This is a genomic window from Pseudomonas sp. FG47 (genome assembly GCF_057809115.1).
In genome coordinates this window covers 65,542-89,130 of the sequence record NZ_JBMDJI010000005.1, presented here as the reverse complement: position 1 = coordinate 89,130, position 23,589 = coordinate 65,542, and the positions used below count along the sequence as shown (strand labels likewise).

Genomic DNA, 23,589 nt, shown 5'->3' with positions numbered 1-23,589 from the left:
GCTTGCCGGCGATGAGGCCCTCCCTGGCGACGCATGGAAAGGCACCCTTCGGGTGCCTTTTCTACATCTGCAGAAACGCTTTACAGCCTGCCAATTCATCAGGTTAGAATCGATTGGCACGCGACCTGCTAGTTCACGCGGCAGGTCCCTTTTCTCTGCGCTGTCCCGGAGTACCGCCTTTGGATGCGAGCACCATCAACAGTCTGTTCCTGATCGGCGCGTTGCTGGTCGGGGCCAGTATCCTGGTCAGCTCGCTGTCGTCGCGCCTGGGCATCCCCATCCTGGTCATCATCCTCGCCGTCGGCATGGTCGCGGGCGTGGACGGTGGCGGCATCATCTTCAACAACTACCCGACCGCCTACCTGGTGGGCAACCTGGCCCTGGCGGTGATCCTGCTCGACGGTGGCCTGCGCACCCGGGTGGCGAGCTTTCGCGTGGCGCTATGGCCGGCGTTGTCGCTGGCCACCGTCGGCGTCCTGATCACCACTGGGCTGACCGGCATGGTCGCCGCCTGGCTGTTCGACCTGAGCCTTATCCAGGGCCTGCTGATCGGCGCCATCGTCGGTTCCACCGACGCTGCGGCGGTGTTCTCGCTGCTCGGCGGCAAAGGCCTGAACGAGCGGGTCACCGCCACCCTGGAAATCGAGTCGGGCAGCAATGACCCGATGGCGGTGTTCCTTACCGTCACCCTGATCGACATGATCGCCAGCGGCCAGACCGGCCTGCACTGGAGCCTGCTGACCCACCTGCTGCGCGAATTCGGCATCGGCGGCCTGCTCGGCCTGGGCGGCGGCTGGCTGATGCTGCAACTGGTCAATCGCATCAACCTGGCCGGCGGCCTATACCCGATCCTGGTGGTGGCCGGCGGCCTGGTGGTGTTCTCGCTGACCAACGCCCTGCACGGCAGCGGTTTCCTCGCCGTCTACCTGTGCGGCCTGGTGCTGGGCAACAAACCGATCCGCAGCCGCCACGGCATCCTGCACATGCTCGACGGCATGGCCTGGCTGGCGCAGATCGGTATGTTCCTGGTGCTGGGCCTGCTGGTCACCCCCCACGACCTGCTACCCATCGCCCTGCCAGCGCTGGGCCTGGCGCTGTGGATGATCCTGTTCGCCCGGCCACTGTCGGTGGTTGCCGCGCTGTTGCCGTTCAAGGCCTTCCATGGTCGCGAGAAGGGCTTCATCAGTTGGGTCGGCCTACGCGGCGCGGTGCCGATCATCCTCGCGGTGTTCCCGCTGATGGCCGGCCTGCCGGATGCGCAGCTGTTCTTCAACCTGGCGTTCTTCATCGTGCTGGTATCGCTGCTGGTGCAGGGCACCAGCCTGCCGTGGATGGCCAAGCTGCTGAAAGTCACCGTGCCGCCAGACCCGGCGCCCATCTCCCGCTCGGCGCTGGAGGTGCATATCACCAGCGAGTGGGAGCTGTTCGTCTACCGCCTGGGCGCGGAAAAATGGTGCATCGGCGCCGCCCTGCGCGAGCTGAAGATGCCCGAAGGCACGCGCATCGCCGCGCTGTTTCGCGCCGAGCAACTGCTGCACCCCTCGGGCAGCACCGTGCTGGAAGTCGGCGACATGCTCTGCGTGATCGGCCACGAACACAACCTGCCGGCCCTGGGCAAGCTGTTCAGCCAGGCGCCACAGCGCGGCCTGGACCTGCGCTTCTTCGGCGACTTCGTGCTCGAGGGTGACGCCGAGCTGGGCGCGGTGGCCGCACTGTACGGCCTGAAACTCGATGGCCTGGACGCAAAAATGCCGCTGGCGCAGTTCATCCGACAGAAGGTCGGAGGCGCGCCAGTAGTAGGCGACCAGATCGAATGGCACAGCACGATCTGGACCGTCGCGGTCATGGACGGGAACAAGATCCAGAAAGTGGGCGTCAGATTCCCCGAAGGTACTCGACCCGGCCCCGGGTTGTTCCTCTAAACTCCGATTTGCCTCGTAATCCAAGAATGTTGCCTATGTCCCTGCGTGCGTACTGCCGCACAGCCCTGCTGGGGCTGTGCCTGACCCTCCCGTTCACCGCCATGGCGGAAGTCCCGACTACCCCGGGCATCCAGGGCAGCCTGAGCAAGATCACCGAGCGCAAGCTGCCCGAGCCCGAGCAGAAGGCCGTGCAGCAGGTGCTGGAGCAGACCCTGGCCCTACTGGCCGCGCGCGACGACAGCGAGAAGAAACTCGCCGAACTCAAGCAACAGCTGGCCAGCGCGCCTCAGGAAATACGCGACAACCAGCGCGAGCTGATCAAGCTCAAGGCCACCAACCCGATACCGGTGGCCCAGCGCTATGCCGCCCTCCCGGTGCCGCAGCTCGAACAGATGCTCAGCGAACGCAGCGCCCAGCAGGGCGACCTGCAAAAGGCGCTGTCCGAGGCCAACAGCCTGATCATCAACTCCCAGACCCGCCCCGAGCGTGCCCAAGCCGAGATCAGCAACAACCAGATACGCATCCAGCAGATCAACAACAGCCTGAAAAGCGGCAAGGATAACGGCAAGGCCCTGAACGCGGACCAGCGCAACCAGCTCAACGCCGAGCAGGCCTCGCTCAATGCCCTGAACTTGCTGCGTCGCCAGGAGTTGGCGGGTAACAGCCAACTGCAAGACCTCGGCAACGCCCGGCACGACCTGCTGATCGAACGGGCGACGCGCCTGGAGCAGGAGATCCAGGACCTGCAGACGCTGATCAACCAGAAGCGCCTGGCCCAATCGCAGCAGACCGTCACCCAGCAGTCGATCGAAGCGCAGAAGGCCGGCGGCAGTAATCTGCTGGCCAGCGAGAGCGCCGAGAACCTGCAACTGTCCGACTACCTGTTGCGCAGCACCGACCGCCTCAACGAGGTCACCCAGCAGAACCTGCGCACCAAGCAGCAGCTCGACAGCCTGACCCAGGCCGACCAGGCCCTCGACGAACAGATCAGCGTGCTCAAGGGCAGCTTGCTGCTATCGAAGATCCTCTACAAGCAAAAGCAAGCCCTGCCGCACCTGAAGGTCGACCGCGACTTGGCCGACCAGATTGCCGATATCCGCCTCTACCAGTTCGAGATCAACCAGGAACGCGAGCAGATGAGCAGCCCGTCCAGCTATGTGGACAAGCTGCTGGCCAACCAGCCCCAGGAAGACATCACCCCCCAGCTGCGCAAGGCCCTGCTGGAGGTGGCGATTACCCGCAGCGACCTGCTGGAACGGCTGAACCGCGAACTGTCAGCTCTGCTCAATGAAAGCATCACCCTGCAACTGAACCAGAAGCAGTTGCTGAGCACCGCGCAGAACCTGCGTACCACCCTCGAAGAACAGATGTTCTGGATCCCCAGCAACAAGCCGCTGGACTGGCAATGGTTGCGCGACGTACCCCAGCGCCTGACCTACCAGGTGGCCAGCCTGCCCTGGGGCGCCGGAGTGAAGGAACTGGGCGACGGCCTGGTGCAGCAGCCACTGCTGTTCCTGCCGCTGATCCTGGTGATCGGCGCCCTGCTGTGGCGGCGCAAGGCGCTGTACCGGCGCCTGGGCAAGGTCCACCAGGACATCGGCCATTTCAAGCGCGACAGCCAGTGGCACACGCCCCAGGCGATCCTGATCAACATCCTCCTGGCCTTGCCGGTGGCCCTGGCCCTGACCCTGGGCAGCTACGCCCTGCAACTCGACGCCCGTGGGCAGAACGCCAACCTCGGCGCCGCGCTGTGGCAGCTCGCCCAGGCCTGGCTGGTGTTCTACACCGCCTACCGCATCCTCGCCCCCGGTGGGGTCGCCGAGATCCACTTCCGCTGGCACAAGCCGCAGGTCGAGTTCCTGCGTGGCTGGGTACGCCGCCTGGGCACCGTGGTGCTGGCCCTGGTCGGCGTGGTGGCGGTGGCCGAGCACCAGCCTTCGGCGCTGGCCGACGACGTGCTGGGCATCGGCGTGGTGCTGACCTGCTACGCGCTGATGGCTTGGCTGCTCAGCCGCCTGCTGCTGAGCAGCCCGGCGCACCGCAACACCTCGCTGTTCCGCAAGGCGGTAGGGGTGGCCTTCACCGCGCTGCCCATCGCCCTGTTCGTGGCGGTGTGCTTCGGCTATTACTACACCGCCCTCAAGCTCACCGACCGCCTGATCTACACCCTGTACCTGCTGCTGTTCTGGCTGGTGATCGAAGCCGCGTTCGTCCGCGGCCTGTCGGTGGCGGCGCGGCGCCTGGCCTACCAGCGCGCCCTGAGCAAGCGCCAGGCGGCCAAGGAGGGCCTGGACGGCGAAGTGGTGGTCGAGGAGCCGACCCTGGACATCGAACAGGTCAACCAGCAGTCGCTGCGCCTGATTCGCCTGGCCTTGCTCGGCGGTTTCATCGGAGGCCTGTACTGGGTCTGGGCCGACCTGATCAGCGTGTTCGCCTACCTCAACAACGTCACCCTGTACGAATACAGCAGCGGCACCGGCGCGGCCGCCAGCATGGTGCCGATCAGCCTCGGCGACCTGCTCGGCGCCATGGTCATCGCCGGCATCGCCGTGGCCCTGGCCAGCAACCTGCCAGGCCTGCTCGAAGTGCTGGTGCTATCACGCCTGAACCTGGCCCAGGGCAGCGCCTATGCGATCACCACGCTGCTGTCCTATGTCATCGCCGGCGTTGGTATCGTCAGCACCCTGGCCACCCTCGGGGTCAGCTGGGACAAGCTGCAGTGGCTGGTAGCGGCCCTGTCCCTGGGCCTGGGCTTCGGCATGCAGGAGATCTTCGCCAACTTCATCTCCGGCATCATGATCCTGTTCGAACGCCCGGTGCGCATTGGCGACACCATCACCATCGGCAACCTGTCCGGCACGGTCAGCCGTATTCGCATCCGCGCCACCACCATCACCGACTTCGACCGCAAGGACATCATCGTCCCCAACAAGACCTTCATCACTGGCCAGTTGATCAACTGGTCGCTGACCGACACGGTCACTCGGGTGACGCTGAAGCTGGGCATCGACTACGGTTCGGACCTGGACCTGGTGCGCGACCTGCTGCTCAAGGGCGCCCACGAGAACCCGCGGGTGCTCAAGGACCCGGAGCCGCTGGTGTACTTCCTCAACTTCGGCGAAAGCTCGCTGGACCACGAACTGCGCATGCACGTGCGCGACCTGGGCGACCGCAATCCGACCCTGGACGAGATGAACCGCTACATCAACCGTGAGTTCAAGGCGCACAACATCAAGATTTCGGTGCGCCAGGTGGAGGTATTCCTCATGGACCAGAAGGGCGGCAAGCAGCAACTGATCCCGATGGAGCAATCGAAGCCGGATGGCACGGCGTCGGCCTGAGAACGCTCGAATACTTTATCCTGTGCACATTCGCTGCGAGGGCTTTGCCCTCGTTCGCCGGCAAGCCGGCTCCTACACCGCCCACCTGTAGGAGCCGGCTTGCCGGCGAAGGGCCGCAAAGCGGCCCCATGGCACCGCCACCCAGGAGCAGGCCTCGTGAAGTCCCTCGACCAACTCGTCTTCGACAACCGCTTCGCCCGCCTGGGCGACGCCTTCTCCACCCAGGTCCTACCCGATCCGATCGCCGACCCGCGTCTAGTTGTGGCCAGCGCATCGGCGATGGCCCTGCTCGACCTCGACCCGGCCCAGGCCGAGCAAGCCGTGTTCGCCGAACTGTTCAGCGGCCACAAGCTGTGGGAACACGTCGACCCGCGGGCGATGGTGTACTCCGGCCACCAGTTCGGCTCCTACAACCCGCGCCTGGGCGATGGCCGTGGCTTGCTGCTGGGCGAAGTGCTCAACGACGCCGGCGAACACTGGGACCTGCACCTCAAGGGCGCCGGCCAGACGCCTTACTCACGCATGGGTGATGGCCGGGCCGTACTGCGCTCGTCGATTCGCGAGTTCCTTGCCTCCGAGGCCCTGAGCGCGCTGGGCATCCCAAGCAGCCGGGCACTGTGCGTGATCGGCTCGAGCACCACGGTGTGGCGGGAAACCCGCGAAAGCGCCGCGATGCTGCTGCGCCTGGCCCAGAGCCATGTGCGCTTCGGCCATTTCGAGTACTTCTACTACACGAAACAGCCAGAGCAGCAGCGAGTGCTCATCGACCATGTGCTGCACCAGCACTATCCCGAATGCCGCGACGCCGAACAGCCTTACCTGGCCATGTTCCGCACCATCGTCGAACGCAATGCCGAGCTCATCGCCCGCTGGCAGGCCTACGGCTTCTGTCACGGGGTGATGAATACCGACAACATGTCGATCCTCGGCATCACCTTTGACTTCGGCCCCTACGCCTTCATCGACGACTTCGACGCCAACTTCATCTGCAACCACTCCGACGACCGTGGCCGCTACAGCTACGCCAACCAGGTGCCAATCGCCCATTGGAACCTCAGCGCCCTGGCCCAGGCGCTGACCACGGCAATCGAGGTCGAGCCACTGAAGGAGACGCTGGCGCTGTTCCTGCCGCTGTACCAGGCCCACTATCTGGACCTGATGCGACGCCGCCTCGGCCTGACTACCGCCGAGGACGACGACATGGCGCTGGTCGAACGCCTGCTGCAACGCATGCAGAGCGGCGGTGTGGACTACACGCTGTTCTTCCGCCGCCTGGGCGAGCAACCGGTAGCCCAGGCCCTGCAAGTGGTGCGCGACGATTTCGTCGACCTGACCGGTTTCGATGCCTGGGGTGCGGACTACCTGGCACGCTGCGAGCGTGAGCCGGGTAATGCCGAAGGTCGCCGTGAGCGGATGCATGCGGTCAACCCGCTGTACATACTGCGCAATTATCTAGCGCAGAAGGCTATCGAAGCGGCAGAGGCCGGTGATTACAGTGAAGTGCGTCGGCTGCATCAGGTGCTGAGCAAACCGTTCGAGGAACAGCCCGGGATGCAAGCGTATGCCGAGCGACCGCCGGAGTGGGGCAAGCACCTGGAGATCAGCTGTTCGTCCTGATTTCATTGCTGCACGTGAAACTCTGCGAGGGCTTCGCCCTCGATCGCCGGCAAGCCGGCTCCCACAATGAGCGCGCCAACCCTGTGGGAGCCGCAGTTCGCCGCAGCATCTTTCGACTGGAGACCCCGATGTCCAATCCGCTGGTAATCCCCTGCCCCCACTGCAACGGCCTCAACCGCATCCCCACCGACCGCCTGGGCGACACCCCGAAATGCGGCCGCTGCAAACAGAACGTGCTGCTGAGCACCTCGTTCGAGCTGACCGAAGGCAACTATGCCGCCCAGATCAAAGGTGATCTGCCGCTGCTGCTGGATGTCTGGGCCGACTGGTGCGGCCCGTGCAAGAGCTTCGCCCCGACCTTCGAGCAAGCCGCGCGGCAGCTCTCGGGCCGCTGCCGCCTGGCCAAGCTCGACAGCGAAGCCAACCGCAACCTGGCCGGCCAGTTGGGTATCCGCTCGATCCCCAGCCTGATCCTGTTCAAGAATGGCCGCGAACTGACCCGCCAGGCCGGTGCGTTTCCACTTCAGTCATTACTGGAATGGCTACGCAGCCAAGGGATCTAGGCGCTGCGCTCCAGCAGATCATGCAACTCGACGAACTGCTGGGTCAGCTTGTGCCGTGGCTCCAGGTGGATCAGCGGCAGGCTGGCGTGGTGCGACTCACGCATCTTCACCGAACTGCCGAGGTACACCGGCAGCACCGGCAGGCCTTCGGCCAGCAGCTCGTCGAGCATCTGCTGGGGCAGGCTGGCGCGGGACTGGAACTGGTTGACGACGATGCCCTCGACCACCAGTTCGTCGTTGTGGTCTTCCTTGAGCTCATCGATCTCGGCCAGCAGGCCATACAGGGCCTGGCGCGAGAAACTGTCACAGTCGAAAGGGATCAACACGCGATCGGCGGCGATCAGCGCAGAAACCGCATAGAAGTTCAAGGCCGGCGGAGTATCGATATAGATCCGCTCATAATCCTCGTCCAACTCGTCAAGCAGTTTGCGCAGCTTGTTGATCTTGTGCTTGGCCTCGAGCTTGGGCTGCAGGTCGGCCAGCTCGGGGGTGGCAGTGACCACGTGCAGGTTGTCGAACGGCGTTTCGTAGATATCGACCTTGTTCTTCTTGGCGAACGGCCCGCTGGACAGCGACTGCTTGAAGAAGTCGGCGATACCCATGGGGATGTCGTCGCCGGTCAGGCCGGTGAGGTACTGGGTCGAGTTGGCCTGGGCATCCAGGTCGATCAGCAGGGTCCGGTAGCCCTCGTTGGCGCTGACCGCCGCCAGGTTGCAAGCGATGCTCGACTTGCCCACGCCACCTTTCTGATTGAACACCACGCGCCGCATGAGAGACCTCCGTGTATCAACGAATGCCCGAGTATGTGGCCAGCGCGGCGGTTTAGCCAGCACCATCGGGCTGCTCCAGCCCAGCCAGCAGGGCGACGAAGGCATTGGCCATGGCCGAGCCCGACGCCGCGCGACGCACCAGCCAGACAGCGGTCATCGCCTCCTCGTCCAACAGGGTGCGATACACCACGCCCTCGATGCGCATGCGCTGGAACGACGCCGGCAGCACCGATACTCCCAGCCCCGCCGAGACCAGGCCGATGATGGTCATCGCCTCGCCCGCCTCCTGGGCGAAATGCGGGGTGAAGCCGGCCTTGCGCGCCAGGCTCAGCAATTGGGCGTGCAAGCCGCTGCCGTAGCTGCGCGGGAAGAACACGAACGGCTCCTGGGCCAGGGCCTGCATGTACAGCCCCTGGGCGCTGCCGGCCGCCAGCGGATGCGAGGCATTGAGCACTGCCACCAGGGGCTCGCGGAACAACTCGGTACAGACGATACCGTCCGGCAAAGGCATTGGGCGCATCAGGCCGACCTCGATGGACTCGTCAAATACGGCCTCCACCACTTCGCGGCTGCTCATTTCCTTCAGGTTCAGGTGCACCGCCGGGAAGCGCTGGCGGAAAGCATGGATGGCCTGGGGAATACGCGAGGTGAACGGTGCCGAAGAGGTGAAGCCGACCTTCATCTCGCCCAGTTCGCCCAACTGTGCCCGGCGGGCCACATCGGCGGCCTTTTCCACTTGCGCCAGCACCTGCCGGGCCTCTTCCAGGAATAACCGGCCGGCCTCGCTGAGCGCTACACGACGGTTGGTGCGCTCGAACAGGCGCGCCCCAAGCTCCTGTTCCAACGCCTGAATCTGCTGGCTCAGCGGCGGCTGGGAGATTCCCAGTTGCTGGGCGGCGCGACCGAAATGCAGCTCTTCGGCCACAGCGACGAAATAACGCAGGTGACGCAGTTCCATGGCCCGCTCCAAACAAGTCGTAAAACGTCTCAAACAGGTCGAACAATATATTGGATCTAATCATTAGCCAGCTATATGCTTTTTTCACCGCAACACCTGGCCCCTGCGCCCGAGGTATCCGTCCGTGAGATCCGCCGTCGCCCCCCTGCCCCCTGAACCCACACCCGTGGTCAACGATATCTGGATCGAAAAAGGCACTCCCGCCTTCATCAAGACCGTGCTGGCGCTGTTCAGCGGCGGCTTCGCCACCTTCGCCCTGTTGTACTGCGTGCAACCGATGATGCCGCTGCTGTCCCGGGAATTCGCCATCAACGCCGCGCAGAGCAGCCTGGTGCTGTCGGTGTCCACCGCCATGCTGGCCATCGGCTTGTTGATCACCGGCCCTATTTCCGACCGCATCGGGCGCAAGCCGGTGATGGTCTTCGCCCTGCTGTGCGCGGCATTGTCGACCCTCGCCAGTGCGGTGATGCAAAGCTGGGAACTGGTGCTGGTCGCCCGCGCCCTGGTGGGCCTGTCGCTGAGCGGTCTGGCGGCGGTGGCCATGACCTACCTGAGCGAAGAGATCCACCCGCAGCACATCGGCCTGGCCATGGGCCTGTACATCGGCGGCAATGCCATCGGCGGCATGAGCGGGCGACTGATCAGCGGCGTGCTGATCGACTTCGTCAGCTGGCATACGGCAATGCTGGTGATGGGCGGCCTGGCCCTGGTGGCAGCCGTGGTGTTCTGGAAAGTCCTGCCCGAGTCGCGCAACTTCCGCCCTCGGCCATTGCAGCCACGCAGCCTGCTGGACGGTTTCGTCATGCACTTCAAGGACGCCGGGCTACCTTGGCTGTTTCTTGAGGCGTTCCTGCTGATGGGTGCCTTCGTCACCCTGTTCAACTACATAGGCTACCGGCTGCTGGCCGGGCCTTACCACATGAACCAGGCCTTGGTCGGCCTGCTGTCGGTAGTGTACCTGTCGGGGATCTACAGCTCGGCGCAGGTCGGCGCGCTGGCCGACAAACTGGGGCGGCGTAAGGTGTTCTGGGCCAGTATCGTGGTGATGGCCGGCGGTTTGCTGATGACCCTGGCCAGCCCGCTGGCGCTGATCATCGTCGGCATGCTGGTGTTCACTTTCGGCTTCTTCGGCGCGCACTCGGTGGCCAGCAGCTGGATCGGACGGCGGGCGCTGAAGGCCAAGGGGCAGGCGTCGTCGCTGTATCTGTTCAGCTATTACGCGGGGTCGAGTGTCGCCGGGACGGCGGGCGGGGTGTTCTGGCACCAGTGGGGCTGGAACGGCATCGGGCTGTTCATCGCCAGCCTGCTGGCGGTGGCGTTGCTGGTGGCGTTGCACCTGAGCAAGTTAGCGCCGAAGACGGCCTCACACGTGACGCAAGCAACGTAGGAGCCGGCTTGCCGGCGAACACCGGCACAGCCGGTGCCATGCAGCGCGGCGCCTGGTTCGCCAGCAAGCTGGCTCCTACCGAACGATATCAGCCTGGGATCAGTTGATGATCTCGACGATATCCACATCCACTTCACGGCTCATCAGGTGCTTCTCCACCTCGCCGGTCAGCTTGACCTTGGTCTTCTCATTGAATGGCGTCGGCGGCAGGTCTTCATCGTCGATTTCAACGGTGATGCTGCCGGTGTTGTCCTTGAACTCGTACTTGTCGTCGTTGTTGATCTTCTTGGTCACGTAACCCTGCAGTACCACGGGGGTGTCATCGGCAGCCTCCTTGGCGGCGGCAACGGTGGTCACGGCTTGAGCGCCAGGGCCGGTGTAGCCGGCTGCCAGGGCGGCGGTGCTGAACAGTGGGGCGAGGATCAGGGGCAGGTAACGGGCTTTCATGGTGATCGGGTCCTGTTTGCGTTTTGATGGCAACAGATTACCGACGATCGCTGAATTGAAACTTAATACAACAAAAAGCCCGGCACCTGGCCGGGCTCCTTGCAACACAAAGGCGCTTACTGGTGGTACTGCGCCGACAGCTCATGCACAGCGTTGATAAACACGCCGGCGTGCTCCGGGTCGACTTCCGGCGTGATGCCGTGACCCAGGTTGAACACATGGCCAGTGCCCTTGCCATAGCTGGCGAGGATGCGCGCGACTTCCTGGCGGATGGCCTCGGGCTTGGCATACAGCACGGTCGGGTCCATGTTGCCTTGCAGCGCCACTTTGTCACCGACGCGGCGGCGGGCATCGCCGATTTCGCAGGTCCAGTCCAGGCCCAGCGCGTCGGCACCGGCCTCGGCGATGCTTTCCAGCCACAGACCACCGTTCTTGGTGAACAGGATCACCGGCACCTTGCGCCCTTCGTGCTCGCGGATCAGGCCACTGACGATCTTGCGCATGTAGGCCAGGGAAAACTCCTGGTAGGCCGCCGCCGACAGGTTGCCGCCCCAGGTGTCGAAGATCTGCACCGCTTGAGCACCGGCCAGGATCTGGCCATTGAGGTAGCTGGTGACCGACTGGGCCAGCTTGTCCAGCAGCAGATGCAGGGCCTGGGGGTTGTCATAGGCCATGGCCTTGGTCTTGCGGAAGTCCTTGGACGAACCGCCCTCGACCATGTAAGTGGCCAGGGTCCAAGGGCTGCCGGAGAAACCGATCAGCGGTACGCGACCATTGAGTTCGCGGCGAATGGTGCTGACCGCGTCCATCACGTAGCCAAGGTCTTTCTGCGGATCAGGAATCGGCAGCGCCTCGATGTCGGCCAGGGTGCTGATGACCTTCTTGAAACGTGGACCTTCGCCGGTCTCGAAGTACAGACCTTGGCCCATGGCGTCAGGGATGGTGAGGATGTCCGAGAAAAGGATCGCCGCGTCCAGCGGGTAGCGGTCCAGCGGCTGCAGGGTGACCTCGCAGGCGAACTGCGGGTTCATGCACAGGCTCATGAAGTCGCCGGCCTTGGCCCGGCTGGCGCGATACTCCGGCAGGTAGCGGCCGGCCTGGCGCATCATCCACACTGGGGTTACGTCCACGGGTTGCTTGAGCAGTGCACGCAGGAAACGATCGTTCTTCAGGGCGGTCATAGCGATATCCGGCAGAAAGGTGGGGGCATTTTCGCAGACCCCGCCGGAAAAGGCACGGCGCCAAGCCGTGCCTTTTAGCTGAAGGGTTACTCTGAGAGACTGCGTTCGAACCCCAGCCCCAGCGACAGCAGCAATTGATCGCTCCACTGCGCGCCACCCAAATACAAGCCGACCGGCACTGCGCTGTCCCCTGGGACCGGTACCATCAGCCCTGGATAACCGGCGTTGGCGCCATACGCGGGCAACGCCCCCATTGGCTGGTCGAGCAGCGCGATCACATTATGCGTGGCGAGGGCGTCATCGATCAGCGCACGGCTTTGGCTGACCAGCCTGCCGACAGCCGCCACATAATCCGCTTCCTCAAGCTCCTGTGCCTGAGCATATTCCAGAAGCCCTTGCTGATACTCCTCCGGTAGCGGGTTCGCCGTATTGAAGGCGATCACGTCGGCCAGGGATTTCACCTCGATTCCCGGGCGCGAGGCCAAGTATTCGGCCAGGTCGCGCTTGAACTCATGTTTCACCACCGAGAACAGGTCAGCGAACATGGGCGGGAACACAAGCTCGACCGGCACCAGAGTCGCACCAGCATTCTCCAGGGCCGTGACCACGGAGGACGGCAGTGGGCTGTCCGAACGATAACCCAGCCGAGCGCCGTTCAGAGCTGCCGCATCCAACTCACCCGCGAAATCGGTCTGTTCCGTGGGCACGCCAGTTGGCGGCTCACTCCAGGCACCCGTACCGAACATCGCATCCAGCAAAATCGCGGCATCAGTCACGTTGCGCGCCATCGGCCCAGGAGTGTCCAGGCTTTTCGACAGCGGAACGATACCCGACTGGCCAAGCAGCCCATGCGTTGGGCGCATGCCGACCACCTGGCTGAGATAAGCCGGCTTGATCAGCGAACCACTGGTCTCGGTACCCACGGCGACAGTGGCCAGGCCCGCACTCACCCCAACCGCGGATCCGACACTCGACCCCGAAACCGGCATGCCCTTGCCCCGCGCGCTCAGGGTCTGGCCGCCACGACCACTCCATCCCTCTGGGACAGCCATGTCACGGAACCCCATCCACTCCGAGGTGTTGGCCTTGCCGAGGATGACCGCGCCGGCCGCCCGCAGGCGCTCAACGATGTAGGCATCCGTCGAGGCCGCCTGGCCCACCAGCGCCAGCGATCCGGCACTGGTCTGCATGCCGTCACCCGTATCGATGTTGTCCTTGATCAACACCGGAATGCCATGCAGTTGGCCACGCACGGTTCCCGCGGCTCGTTCCGTGTCCAGGGTCTGGGCAAGCGTCAACGCAGCAGCGTTGATCTCGATGACAGCCTTCAGCGCTGGGCCTTGCTCGTTGAGGGCGGCAACCCGCGCCAAGGCGCGCGTTACCAGATCCGCGGAGGTCAGAGTCCCATCGGCCATCTGCGCCTGAAGCGCGGAAATGCTAGCGAAATCGTTGTCGTCAGGGGTAATGACCGAGGCAAAGATCGGACCGTCAAAGTCCTCACCTGGATTTTCATTGAGGGGGGAATAGTTCCCCATTACAGAATTAGCTGGTTGCTGCTGTTGATTTTTCATACTTCTGATTCCTTGACTGAATATTCGCCCTGTGAAGGGAACCTCCAGTCTCGGAATCAGCTGTACGCAGAACTAGCCTGACATTTCGCCCAGACATGTAGGATGCATCCTACATTCCAGGCGACCGGTTACACACCAAGGTAATCGAGAATTCCTTCAGCCGCCGTGCGCCCTTCGAAGATCGCCGTCACCACCAGGTCCGACCCCCGTACCATGTCGCCACCGGCGAACACCTTTGGGTTGCTGGTCTGGTGCTTGAACTTGCCCTTCTCCGGCGCCACCACGCGACCTTGGCTGTCGAGCTGAATGTCATGCTGCTCGAACCACGGCGCCGGGCTCGGACGGAAACCGAAAGCGATCACCACGGCATCTGCCGGCAGGATCTCTTCGGAACCCGGGATTGGCTCGGGGCTGCGACGGCCACGGGCATCCGGCTCACCAAGACGGGTCTCGACCACCTTCACGCCCTCGACCTTGTCCTCGCCGACAATGGCGATAGGCTGGCGGTTGTAGAGGAACTTCACGCCCTCTTCCTTGGCGTTCTTCACTTCCTTGCGCGAACCCGGCATGTTCGCTTCGTCCCGGCGATAGGCGCAGGTCACCGATTTGGCGCCCTGGCGGATCGAGGTGCGGTTGCAGTCCATCGCGGTGTCGCCACCGCCGAGCACCACGACCTTCTTGCCCTGCATGTCGACGAAGTCTTGCGGCGACTTTTCAAAGCCCAGGTTGCGGTTGACGTTGGCAATCAGGAAGTCCAGCGCGTCGTGCACGCCCGGCAGGTCCTCCCCAGGGAAACCGCCCTTCATGTAGGTGTAGGTGCCCATGCCCATGAACACCGCATCGTACTCGGCCAGCAGCTGCTCCATGCTGATGTCCCTACCCACTTCGGTGTTCAGGCGGAACTCGATGCCCATGCCGGTGAAGACTTCGCGGCGGTTGCTCAGCACAGTCTTTTCCAGCTTGAACTCAGGGATGCCGAAGGTCAGCAGGCCGCCGATCTCCGGGTTCTTGTCGAACACCACCGGGGTCACGCCAGCACGCACCAGCACGTCGGCGCAGCCCAGGCCCGCAGGGCCGGCACCGATGATGGCGACACGCTTGCCGGTGGGCTTGACCTTGGACATGTCCGGGCGCCAGCCCATGGCGAAGGCGGTGTCGGTGATGTACTTCTCCACCGAGCCGATGGTTACCGCGCCAAAGCCGTCGTTCAGGGTGCAGGCACCCTCGCACAGGCGATCCTGCGGACACACCCGGCCACACACTTCCGGCAGGGTGTTGGTCTGGTGCGACAACTCCGCCGCGGCCAGGATGTTGCCTTCGGCGACCAGCTTCAGCCAGTTGGGGATGAAGTTGTGCACCGGGCACTTCCACTCGCAGTACGGGTTGCCGCAGCCCAGGCAGCGGTGGGCCTGCTCGACCGATTGCTGCGGCTTGAAAGGTTCGTAGATCTCGACGAACTCCTTCTTGCGCTGGCGCAATAATTTTTTCTTCGGGTCCTTGCGGCCCACTTCGATGAACTGGAAGTCGTTGTTCAGACGTTCAGCCATTTTTCAAACCTCTTAACAGCAGCTGCAAGCTACAAGCTGCAAGCCGCAAGACGATCACTTAAGCCGGGCAAACCTCGAACTGCTTCCACTTGCAGCTTGAGGCTTGCCACTTGCAGCTGCTTTTACTGTGGGTTGGCGCGGGTGCTGGACATCAGTTGCTTGAGGTTGGCCGCCTTCGGCTTGACCAGCCAGAAGCGCCGCACATAGTCGTCCAGGTTCTCCGAGAGCTCACGCCCCCACTCGCTGCCGGTTTCTTCCACGTACTCGCCCAGGACCCGCGCCAGGTGGCTGCGGTAGGCCTCCATCGCTTCACCACTGATACGCTGGATTTCCACCAGCTCATGGTTGAGTTTGTCGACGAAGGAGTTGTCCATGTCGAGCACGTAGGCGAAACCGCCGGTCATGCCAGAGCCGAAGTTGTAACCGGTCTTGCCCAGGACGCAGACAAAGCCGCCGGTCATGTATTCACAGCAGTGATCGCCGGTGCCCTCGACCACAGCGTGGGCGCCGGAGTTACGCACAGCGAAGCGCTCGCCTGCAGTGCCGGCGGCGAACAGTTTGCCGCCGGTGGCACCGTACAGGCAGGTGTTGCCGACAATGGCGCTGTGCTGGGTTTCGAATGGGCTGCCGGCTGGTGGCACGATGGTCAGCTTGCCACCGGTCATACCCTTGCCGACGTAGTCGTTGGCGTCGCCTTCCAGGCGCAGGTTCAAGCCGCCGGCGTTCCACACGCCAAAGCTCTGGCCCGCGGTGCCCTTGAAGCGGAAGGTGATTGGCGCCGCGGCCATGCCCTGGTTGCCGTGCAGCTTGGCGATCTCGCCGGAGATGCGCGCACCAATGGAGCGATCGCAGTTGCAGATGTCCATGGCGAACTCGCCACCGGCCAGGTCGCGGATCGCCGGCAAGGCCATGGCGACCATCTTCTCGGCCAGTTCGCCCTGGTCGAAGGGCGGGTTCTTGTCCACTTGGCAGAACTGCGGCTTGTCGGCCGGAACGTGCGGGCTGCCCAGCAGCGGCGACAGGTCGAGGTGGCCCTGGCGCTCGGTGTCGCCCGGCAGCACGTCGAGCAGGTCGGTACGCCCGATCAGCTCGCCGAGGCTGCGCACGCCCAGCTTGGCCAGCCATTCGCGGGTTTCCTCGGCGACGAAGGTGAAGAAGTTGATCACCATGTCGACAGTGCCGATGTAGTGGTCCTTGCGCAGCTTGTCATTCTGCGTGGCCACGCCGGTGGCGCAGTTGTTCAGGTGGCAGATACGCAGGTACTTGCAACCCAGGGCGATCATTGGCGCGGTGCCGAAGCCGAAGCTCTCGGCGCCGAGAATTGCGGCCTTGATTACGTCCAGGCCGGTCTTCAGGCCGCCGTCGGTCTGTACCCGCACCTTGCCGCGCAGGTCGTTGCCGCGCAGGGTCTGGTGGGTTTCGGCCAGACCCAGCTCCCAAGGGGCACCGGCATACTTGATCGAGGTCAGCGGCGACGCCCCGGTACCGCCGTCGTAGCCGGAAATGGTGATCAGGTCGGCATAGGCCTTGGCCACGCCGGCGGCGATGGTGCCCACGCCGGCTTCGGCGACCAGCTTGACCGAGACCAGGGCCTGCGGGTTGACCTGCTTGAGGTCGTAGATCAGCTGGGCCAAGTCTTCGATCGAGTAGATGTCGTGGTGCGGCGGCGGCGAGATCAGGGTCACGCCGGGTACCGCATAGCGCAGCTTGGCGATCAAGCCGTTGACCTTGCCGCCTGGCAGCTGGCCGCCCTCGCCGGGCTTGGCGCCCTGGGCCACCTTGATCTGCAGCACTTCGGCGTTGACCAAGTACTCCGGGGTCACGCCAAAGCGGCCGGTGGCCACCTGCTTGATCTTCGAGCTCTTGAGGGTGCCATAGCGGGCCGGGTCTTCACCGCCCTCGCCGGAATTGGAACGCGCACCCAGGCGGTTCATCGCCTCGGCCAAGGCCTCATGGGCTTCTGGCGACAGCGCGCCCAGCGAGATGCCGGCCGAGTCGAAGCGCTTGAGGATCGCCTCCAGCGGCTCGACCTGCTCCAGCGCCAGTGGCTGGTCGGCAACCTTGACCTTGAGCAGATCGCGAATCATCGACACCGGGCGCTGGTCGACCAGGCTGGTGTATTCCTTGAACTTGCCGTAGTCACCCTGCTGCACGGCGGCTTGCAGGGTGTTGACCACATCCGGGTTGTAGGCGTGGTACTCGCCACCGTGGACGAACTTGAGCAGACCGCCCTGCTGGATCGGCTTGCGCGCGCTCCAGGCTTCGGCAGCGAGCAGCTTCTGGTCGCTCTCCAGGTCTTCGAAACGCGCACCCTTGATGCGGCTGGACACGCCCTTGAAGCTCAGGCCCACCACTTCCGCGGACAGACCGATGGCTTCGAACAGTTGCGCGCCACGGTACGAGGTGATGGTGGAGATGCCCATCTTCGACAGGATCTTCAGCAGACCCTTGGAGATGCCCTTGCGGTAGTACTTGAACACTTCGTCCAGATCGCCCAGCACTTCGCCGGTGCGGATCAGGTCGGCGAGCACTTCGTAGGCCAGGTACGGGTACACAGCCGAGGCACCGAAGCCCAGCAGCACGGCGAAGTGGTGCGGGTCGCGGGCAGTGGCGGTCTCGACCAGGATGTTGCTGTCGCAACGCAGGCCCTGCTCGGTCAGACGGTGGTGCACCGCACCGACGGCCAGGGAGGCATGCACCGGCAGCTTGCCCGGCGCAATGTAGCGGTCGCTCAGCACCAGCTGGGTCTTGCCGCTGCGCACGGCCTCTTCGGCCTGATCGGCGATGTTACGGATGGCCGCTTCCAGGCCGACGCCCTCGTCATAGTTGAGGTCGATCAGTTGGCGCTCGAAGCCCTCACGCTCCAGGTTCATCAAGGACCGCCACTTGGCGGGCGAGATCACCGGCGAGCTGAGGATCACCCGCGAGGCATGCTCGGGGGATTCCTGGAAGATATTGCGCTCGGCGCCCAGGCAGATTTCCAGCGACATGACGATCGCTTCGCGCAGCGGGTCGATCGGCGGGTTGGTCACCTGGGCGAACTGCTGGCGGAAGAAGTCGTACGGCGAACGCACACGCTGGGACAGTACGGCCATGGGCGTGTCGTCACCCATCGAGCCGACCGCTTCCTGGCCCTGCTCGCCCAACGGACGCAGCACCTGGTCGCGCTCCTCGAAGGTGACCTGGAACATTTTCATGTATTGCTTGAGCTGGTCGGCGTCGTAGCTGGCCACGCCCTGGTCGTCACTCAGGGTCGCCTGGATGCGCGTGGCGTGCTGACGCAGCCAGCGCTTGTAAGGGTGGCGCGACTTCAGGCGGTTGTCGATGGCGTCGGTGTCGAGGATCTGGCCGGTTTCGGTGTCCACGGCAAGGATCTGCCCCGGTCCGACCCGGCCCTTGGCCAGCACTTCTTCAGGCTGGTAGCCCCACACGCCGATTTCGGAGGCGATGGTGATATAGCCGTTGGTGGTGGTCACCCAGCGCGCCGGGCGCAGACCGTTACGGTCGAGCAGGCACACCGCGTGGCGGCCTTCGGTCATGACGATGCCGGCCGGGCCATCCCACGGCTCCATGTGCATGGAGTTGTATTCGTAGAAAGCGCGCAGGTCGGCGTCCATGGTCTCTACGTTCTGCCAGGCTGGCGGTACCAGCATGCGCACGCCACGGAACAGGTCGATGCCGCCGGTTACCATCAGTTCGAGCATGTTGTCCATGCTCGAGGAGTCGGAACCGACGCGGTTGACCAGCGGGCCGAGCTCTTCGAGGTCGGGGATCAGGTCGTTGGCGAACTTGGTGCGACGGGCCATGGCCCAGTTGCGGTTGCCGGTGATGGTGTTGATCTCGCCGTTGTGGGCGAGGAAGCGGAAGGGCTGGGCCAGCGGCCACTTCGGCAGGGTGTTGGTGGAGAAGCGCTGGTGGAACACGCAGATCGCGGTTTGCAGGCGCTCATCGCCCAGGTCCGGATAGAACGCCGCGAGATCGCGCGGCATCATCAAGCCTTTGTAGATGATGGTCTTGTGCGAGAAGCTGCAGATGTAGTGGTCGGCGTCATGGGCATTGGCCACGGACGAACGGCGACGGGCACTGAACAGCTTGATGGCGAATTCCTGATCGCTCAGGCCTTCACCGCCGATGAACACCTGTTCGATCTGCGGCAGGCGCTCCAGGGCCAGGCGTCCGAGCACGCTGGTGTCGATCGGCACCTTGCGCCAGCCGACCAGCCTCAGGCCGGCGTTGACGATCTCGCGATCCATGTTGGCGCGGGCAGCTTCGGCTTTGACCGGGTCCTGGTTGAAGAACACCATGCCGACGGCGTACTGCTTGGGCAGCTCGACGGCGAAGTGTTCCTGGGCCACGGCGCGCAGGAATTGATCGGGCTTCTGCATGAGCAGACCGCAACCGTCGCCGGTCTTGCCGTCGGCGTTGATGCCGCCGCGGTGGGTCATGCAGGTCAGCGCCTGCATGGCGGTTTGCAGAAGGTGGTGACTCGGCTCGCCCGTCATGTGGGCGATCAGGCCGAAACCACAGTTGTCCTTGAATTCTTCGGGATGGTACAGACCTGTTTTCATAGACACTTTCTCACCAGGTTCACCTCTCAACCGGAGGCAAATCTCTTTTTTAACAACCACTTACCATCCACGCCGATCAAACGCCAGCTTTTTTGCGGTGGCCATGGAAAACCATTGTTGCACAGCGACAGCGACGCCCACAAATTTTCATGTCTCACCATTGAAAATTTATGTCGCAATTTTGAATGTTTTTAAGTCGTACGCCGTGATAGCGGCATGACTGGAGTCTGAAGCGTTTCAGCCAGGACTGCAAGAACGGGCTTGTGGCCGGCAGTCTGGGACAGAAAAGCCTGCCGCGCGGGGTGCGCAGCAGGCTAGACGTGAATCAGGATTCGCTCAGCAACTGGGCGGCGGGGTGGTGCCGCCCGGAAGGTATCAGCGGGCCGTGGCCAGCTCTTGTTGGACGCTGCCGACGGTACGTGGCCAAGGTTTACCAGCCTGGACCTTGGCTGGCAAGTTCTTGATGGCGGCGGCGGCGGCGTCGCGGTTGGCGAAATTGCCGTAGGTCACCACGTACAGCGGCTTGCCCTGCAAGTTTTTCTTGAAGTAGCGATAGTCGCCACCCTGGGCCTTGACGAACGACTGGGCCGACGCCTCGGAGCTGGTGCCGAAGATCTGCACCACGTAATTACCGGGTTTCTGCCCAGCGTACCAGCTGCTGTTGCCGGCGCCACCGGCAGCCGGTTTGGCTGCGGGCTTGGCACTGGCGACCTGGGTCGGGGCCGCTGCCGGCTTGGCAGGTGCAACCGACTTGACTGGCTGGGTTGCAACTGGCTTCGTAACTGGAGCAACCGACTGCGCCGGAGCGGTTGCTACCGGCTGGGCCGGGGTTGGCGCGGGGCTTGCGGTGGCACCGGCTGGCGGCGCGATGGTGGTCACGGTCGGCGGTACGGCCGCCGAGGGCGCGGCAGGTTGCAGCGCGGTATTGCCGGCCGGGCCGCCTTCCTCGCCCTCGCCCATGCCAGCGGCTTCGGCCAGCGGCTCGCGCATCACCGGTTGCGACTGGCCAACCAGCGGCAATGGCATTGGCTGCGAGGAACCGGAGAACTCGATGGCGGGCGCGCCGCCATTGCCGCCCTGGCCCAACGGCAGCTGAGCCTGGGCGGCGGGCGCCTCGGCCGGGGCCTTGTCGCCCTTCTTGGGCATCAGGACCGCCGCGCCAACGGCGACCACGACCACAGCGGACAACGCGAGCACGTGTTTCTTAGGCATTTTGAACCCCATGGATGGTCGCTTGGCCGTGGTGCGGCTGGCGATCATGGCTTCGATCAAGGTATCGCGGGCAACCTGGTTGATGTTGCCAGGCCAACCGTCGGAGTTTTCGTGGATGTCGACGATCTGTTCGCGGGTGAACACCTCGATACCCCGGCCGGCGCCGTCCAGGCGCTGCTCCAGGTATTCGCGGGTCTCTTCCTCGCTATAGGGCGCCAGCTCGATGACATGGAAACGCTCGCCATCGGCATTGAGCTCCTCCAGCCCGGCGATCAACGACGGCTCGCCAAACAGGAACACATGCGGTCGCCCTTCGGCGACGCCGGCCGCCAACTCCAGCAACGCTTGGAGTGCCGACTCGTCGAGTTGTTCCGCGTCGTCCACCAACAGATAGACTTCCTGGCCGGTCAGGGCCAGTTGCACCACCTGCTTGAGGATCGCCTGCACTTCGGCCTGGGCCACACCCAGCGACTGGGCCACCTGACCGAGCACGCTGGCCGCGTCCGAAGCGCCGCGGGCGGAAACCACCACGCTTTGCACCGACTGTTTGTTGGTACTAGCCACCAGCGCCTGGCGCAGCAACGTCTTGCCGCTGCCCATGGGGCCAGTGACCGCCAGCATCAGCTGGCTGTAGCGCGCCAGGTGATGCAGTTGGCCCAATACCGGCTTGCGCTGGGCAGGGAAAAACTTGAAGCCAGGCACCCGCGGCGCGAACGGATCGTGGGTCAACTGGTAATGTTCGAGGAACGCCTCATCGGCATGCAGAGTGCTCATTGCGTTGTCACAACCTCAAAGCTGGGCCACGATCGCGCGGTAGTCCGCCGCCAGCGTGGCCTGTAAAATCTCTTTCGGATAGTCGTCGGTGACGACGGCCTCGCCCAGCTGGCGCAACAGCACCAGGCGCAGGCGCCCGTCGAGCACTTTCTTGTCGACCGCCATGTGCTCCATGAAATGCGCCGGGGTCATTTCCTGTGGTGGCACCACCGGCAATCCTGCGTCCTGCAGCAGGCGAATGGCGCGGTCCCGCGCCGACTGGTCGATCCAGCCCAGGCGCATGGACATTTCCAGGGCCATGACCGTGCCCGCCGCCACGGCTTCGCCGTGCAGCCAGACGCCATAGCCCATATGGGTTTCGATTGCATGGCCAAAGGTATGGCCAAGGTTGAGCGTGGCGCGTACGCCCGACTCGCGCTCATCGGCGCCAACCACGACGGCCTTGGCCGCGCAGGAACGACGGATGGCCTCGGTCAGCGCAACCGATTCCAGCGCCCGCAGTGCCTGCATGTTGTCTTCGAGCCAGGCCATGAACGGTTCGTCGCAGATCAGGCCGTACTTGATGACTTCGGCAAGACCGGCGGATAGCTCGCGTTCGGGTAGGGTCTTCAGGCTGGTGGTGTCGATCAGCACCGCGTTGGGCTGGTAGAAGGCACCCACCATGTTCTTGCCCAGCGGGTGGTTGATACCGGTCTTGCCGCCCACCGAGGAATCGACCTGGGACAGCAGGGTGGTCGGCACCTGGATGAAATCGACGCCGCGCTGGTAGCAGGCGGCGGCAAAGCCGGCCATGTCGCCGATCACCCCGCCACCGAGGGCGACCACGGTGGTACGGCGATCGTGCCGGGCCGTGAGCAGCGCATCGAAAATCAGCTGCAGGGTTTCCCAGTTCTTGTGGGCCTCGCCGTCAGGCAACACCACCGGCAGCACCGAATAGGCACCCAGGGTCTTGCTCAGGCGTTCGAGGTACAGGGGGGCGACGGTCTCGTTGGAGACGATGGCGACCTGCCGGCCGGCAATGTGCGGCGCCAGCAGCTCGGGCTGGTCCAGCAGGCCCTCGCCAATGTAGATCGGGTAGCTACGTTCGCCCAGGTCGACCTTTAGTGTCTGCATGTATCCCCACAATGTACTAAGGCGCGGTGGCGTCGGAGCGGCCCCGCGCGATGACGTTCAACCCCGTCTCGGCGTTGGTCGCCGAGCATAGTCCCCGCTCAGCGGGGCGGCAACTTCTGCAAGCGCTCGAGAATGTCCAGCACCACCATGCGCGGTGGTCGTTCGTCGGTTTCTACCACCAGGTCGGCGATCTCGCGATAGAGCGGGTCCCGGGTTTCCAGCAAGGCCCGCAGGGTGGCCTCTGGGTTGGCAGTGCGCAGCAGCGGTCGGTTGCGATCCCGCGAGGTGCGCCCGACCTGCTGCTCCACCGAGGCATGCAGGTAGATCACCCGCCCACCGGCGTACAGCGCGGCACGGTTGGCATCGCGCATCACCGCGCCGCCACCGGTGGCCAGCACCACGCCATCAAGGGCGCAGAGCTCGGCGATCATCGCTTGCTCGCGATCACGAAAGCCCGGCTCGCCTTCCTTGTCGAAGATCCACGGGATGTTGGCGCCGGTTCGCAGCTCGATTTCCTTGTCGGAATCCTTGAACAGCAGGCGCAGCTCTTTGGCCAACAGGCGTCCGATGGTGCTTTTTCCAGCGCCCATGGGCCCCACAAGTATCAAATTTCGCACA

15 protein-coding genes are annotated in these 23,589 nt (G+C 64.0%); 5 read left to right on the top strand and 10 right to left on the bottom strand.

The window, feature by feature from the left end; genetic code table 11:
- The first annotated feature begins 179 nt into the window (after positions 1 to 179).
- From ACODS5_RS06800 to trxC, 4 genes are all read left to right on the top strand, one after another.
- Positions 180 to 1,922 (top strand): potassium/proton antiporter, encoded by a 1,743-nt coding sequence (locus tag ACODS5_RS06800; RefSeq protein WP_134691370.1) that lies wholly within the window; start codon positions 180 to 182, stop codon positions 1,920 to 1,922.
- Between the two features lie 35 nt (positions 1,923 to 1,957).
- Complete coding sequence (gene mscK, locus ACODS5_RS06795; RefSeq protein ID WP_134691369.1) at positions 1,958 to 5,263, top strand: mechanosensitive channel MscK; 3,306 nt, start codon at positions 1,958 to 1,960, stop codon at positions 5,261 to 5,263.
- Between the two features lie 156 nt (positions 5,264 to 5,419).
- Positions 5,420 to 6,880: a protein adenylyltransferase SelO gene (selO, locus tag ACODS5_RS06790; RefSeq protein ID WP_134691368.1), complete on the top strand. Its 1,461-nt coding sequence runs from the start codon at positions 5,420 to 5,422 to the stop codon at positions 6,878 to 6,880.
- A gap of 128 nt (positions 6,881 to 7,008) precedes the next feature.
- A complete protein-coding gene (gene trxC, locus ACODS5_RS06785; RefSeq protein WP_134691367.1) occupies positions 7,009 to 7,443 on the top strand; it encodes a thioredoxin TrxC in 435 nt (144 codons plus the stop codon).
- Here trxC and ACODS5_RS06780 read toward each other — a convergent pair.
- A complete protein-coding gene (locus tag ACODS5_RS06780) occupies positions 7,440 to 8,213 on the bottom strand; it encodes a ParA family protein (RefSeq protein WP_134691366.1) in 774 nt (257 codons plus the stop codon). The genes trxC and ACODS5_RS06780 overlap by 4 nt on opposite strands.
- A gap of 52 nt (positions 8,214 to 8,265) precedes the next feature.
- The gene (locus ACODS5_RS06775) at positions 8,266 to 9,171 is read right to left on the bottom strand and encodes a LysR family transcriptional regulator (RefSeq protein ID WP_134691365.1); all 906 of its coding nucleotides are present in this window, start codon (positions 9,169 to 9,171) and stop codon (positions 8,266 to 8,268) included.
- A 124-nt stretch (positions 9,172 to 9,295) separates the two neighbouring features.
- On the opposite strand from ACODS5_RS06775, the gene ACODS5_RS06770 reads away from it, so the two are divergent.
- Entirely contained in the window at positions 9,296 to 10,558 is a 1,263-nt protein-coding gene (locus ACODS5_RS06770) for an MFS transporter (protein WP_489108271.1), read from the top strand.
- Positions 10,559 to 10,657: 99 nt separating this feature from the next.
- Here ACODS5_RS06770 and ACODS5_RS06765 read toward each other — a convergent pair whose 3' ends face one another.
- The 8 genes from ACODS5_RS06765 to aroK all read right to left on the bottom strand — a co-directional run bounded on the left by ACODS5_RS06765 (position 10,658) and on the right by aroK (position 23,588).
- Positions 10,658 to 11,005: a NirD/YgiW/YdeI family stress tolerance protein gene (locus tag ACODS5_RS06765; protein ID WP_134691363.1), complete on the bottom strand. Its 348-nt coding sequence runs from the start codon at positions 11,003 to 11,005 to the stop codon at positions 10,658 to 10,660.
- 116 nt (positions 11,006 to 11,121) lie between these two features.
- Entirely contained in the window at positions 11,122 to 12,186 is a 1,065-nt protein-coding gene (gene hemE, locus ACODS5_RS06760) for a uroporphyrinogen decarboxylase (protein ID WP_134691362.1), read from the bottom strand.
- Positions 12,187 to 12,272: 86 nt separating this feature from the next.
- Entirely contained in the window at positions 12,273 to 13,757 is a 1,485-nt protein-coding gene (locus tag ACODS5_RS06755; protein ID WP_489108270.1) for an amidase family protein, read from the bottom strand.
- Positions 13,758 to 13,885: 128 nt separating this feature from the next.
- Positions 13,886 to 15,304, bottom strand: coding sequence for an FAD-dependent oxidoreductase (locus ACODS5_RS06750; RefSeq protein ID WP_489108269.1), 1,419 nt, complete (start codon positions 15,302 to 15,304; stop codon positions 13,886 to 13,888).
- A 122-nt stretch (positions 15,305 to 15,426) separates the two neighbouring features.
- Positions 15,427 to 19,872: a glutamate synthase large subunit gene (gene gltB / locus ACODS5_RS06745; protein ID WP_489108268.1), complete on the bottom strand. Its 4,446-nt coding sequence runs from the start codon at positions 19,870 to 19,872 to the stop codon at positions 15,427 to 15,429.
- Between the two features lie 375 nt (positions 19,873 to 20,247).
- Complete coding sequence (locus ACODS5_RS06740) at positions 20,248 to 21,858, bottom strand: SPOR domain-containing protein (RefSeq protein WP_134691358.1); 1,611 nt, start codon at positions 21,856 to 21,858, stop codon at positions 20,248 to 20,250.
- Positions 21,859 to 21,873: 15 nt separating this feature from the next.
- Positions 21,874 to 22,971, bottom strand: a complete 1,098-nt coding sequence (gene aroB / locus ACODS5_RS06735; protein WP_134691357.1) for a 3-dehydroquinate synthase — start codon at positions 22,969 to 22,971, stop codon at positions 21,874 to 21,876.
- A gap of 98 nt (positions 22,972 to 23,069) precedes the next feature.
- Positions 23,070 to 23,588, bottom strand: a complete 519-nt coding sequence (aroK, locus tag ACODS5_RS06730) for a shikimate kinase AroK (RefSeq protein WP_134691356.1) — start codon at positions 23,586 to 23,588, stop codon at positions 23,070 to 23,072.
- Position 23,589 lies beyond the last annotated feature (1 nt).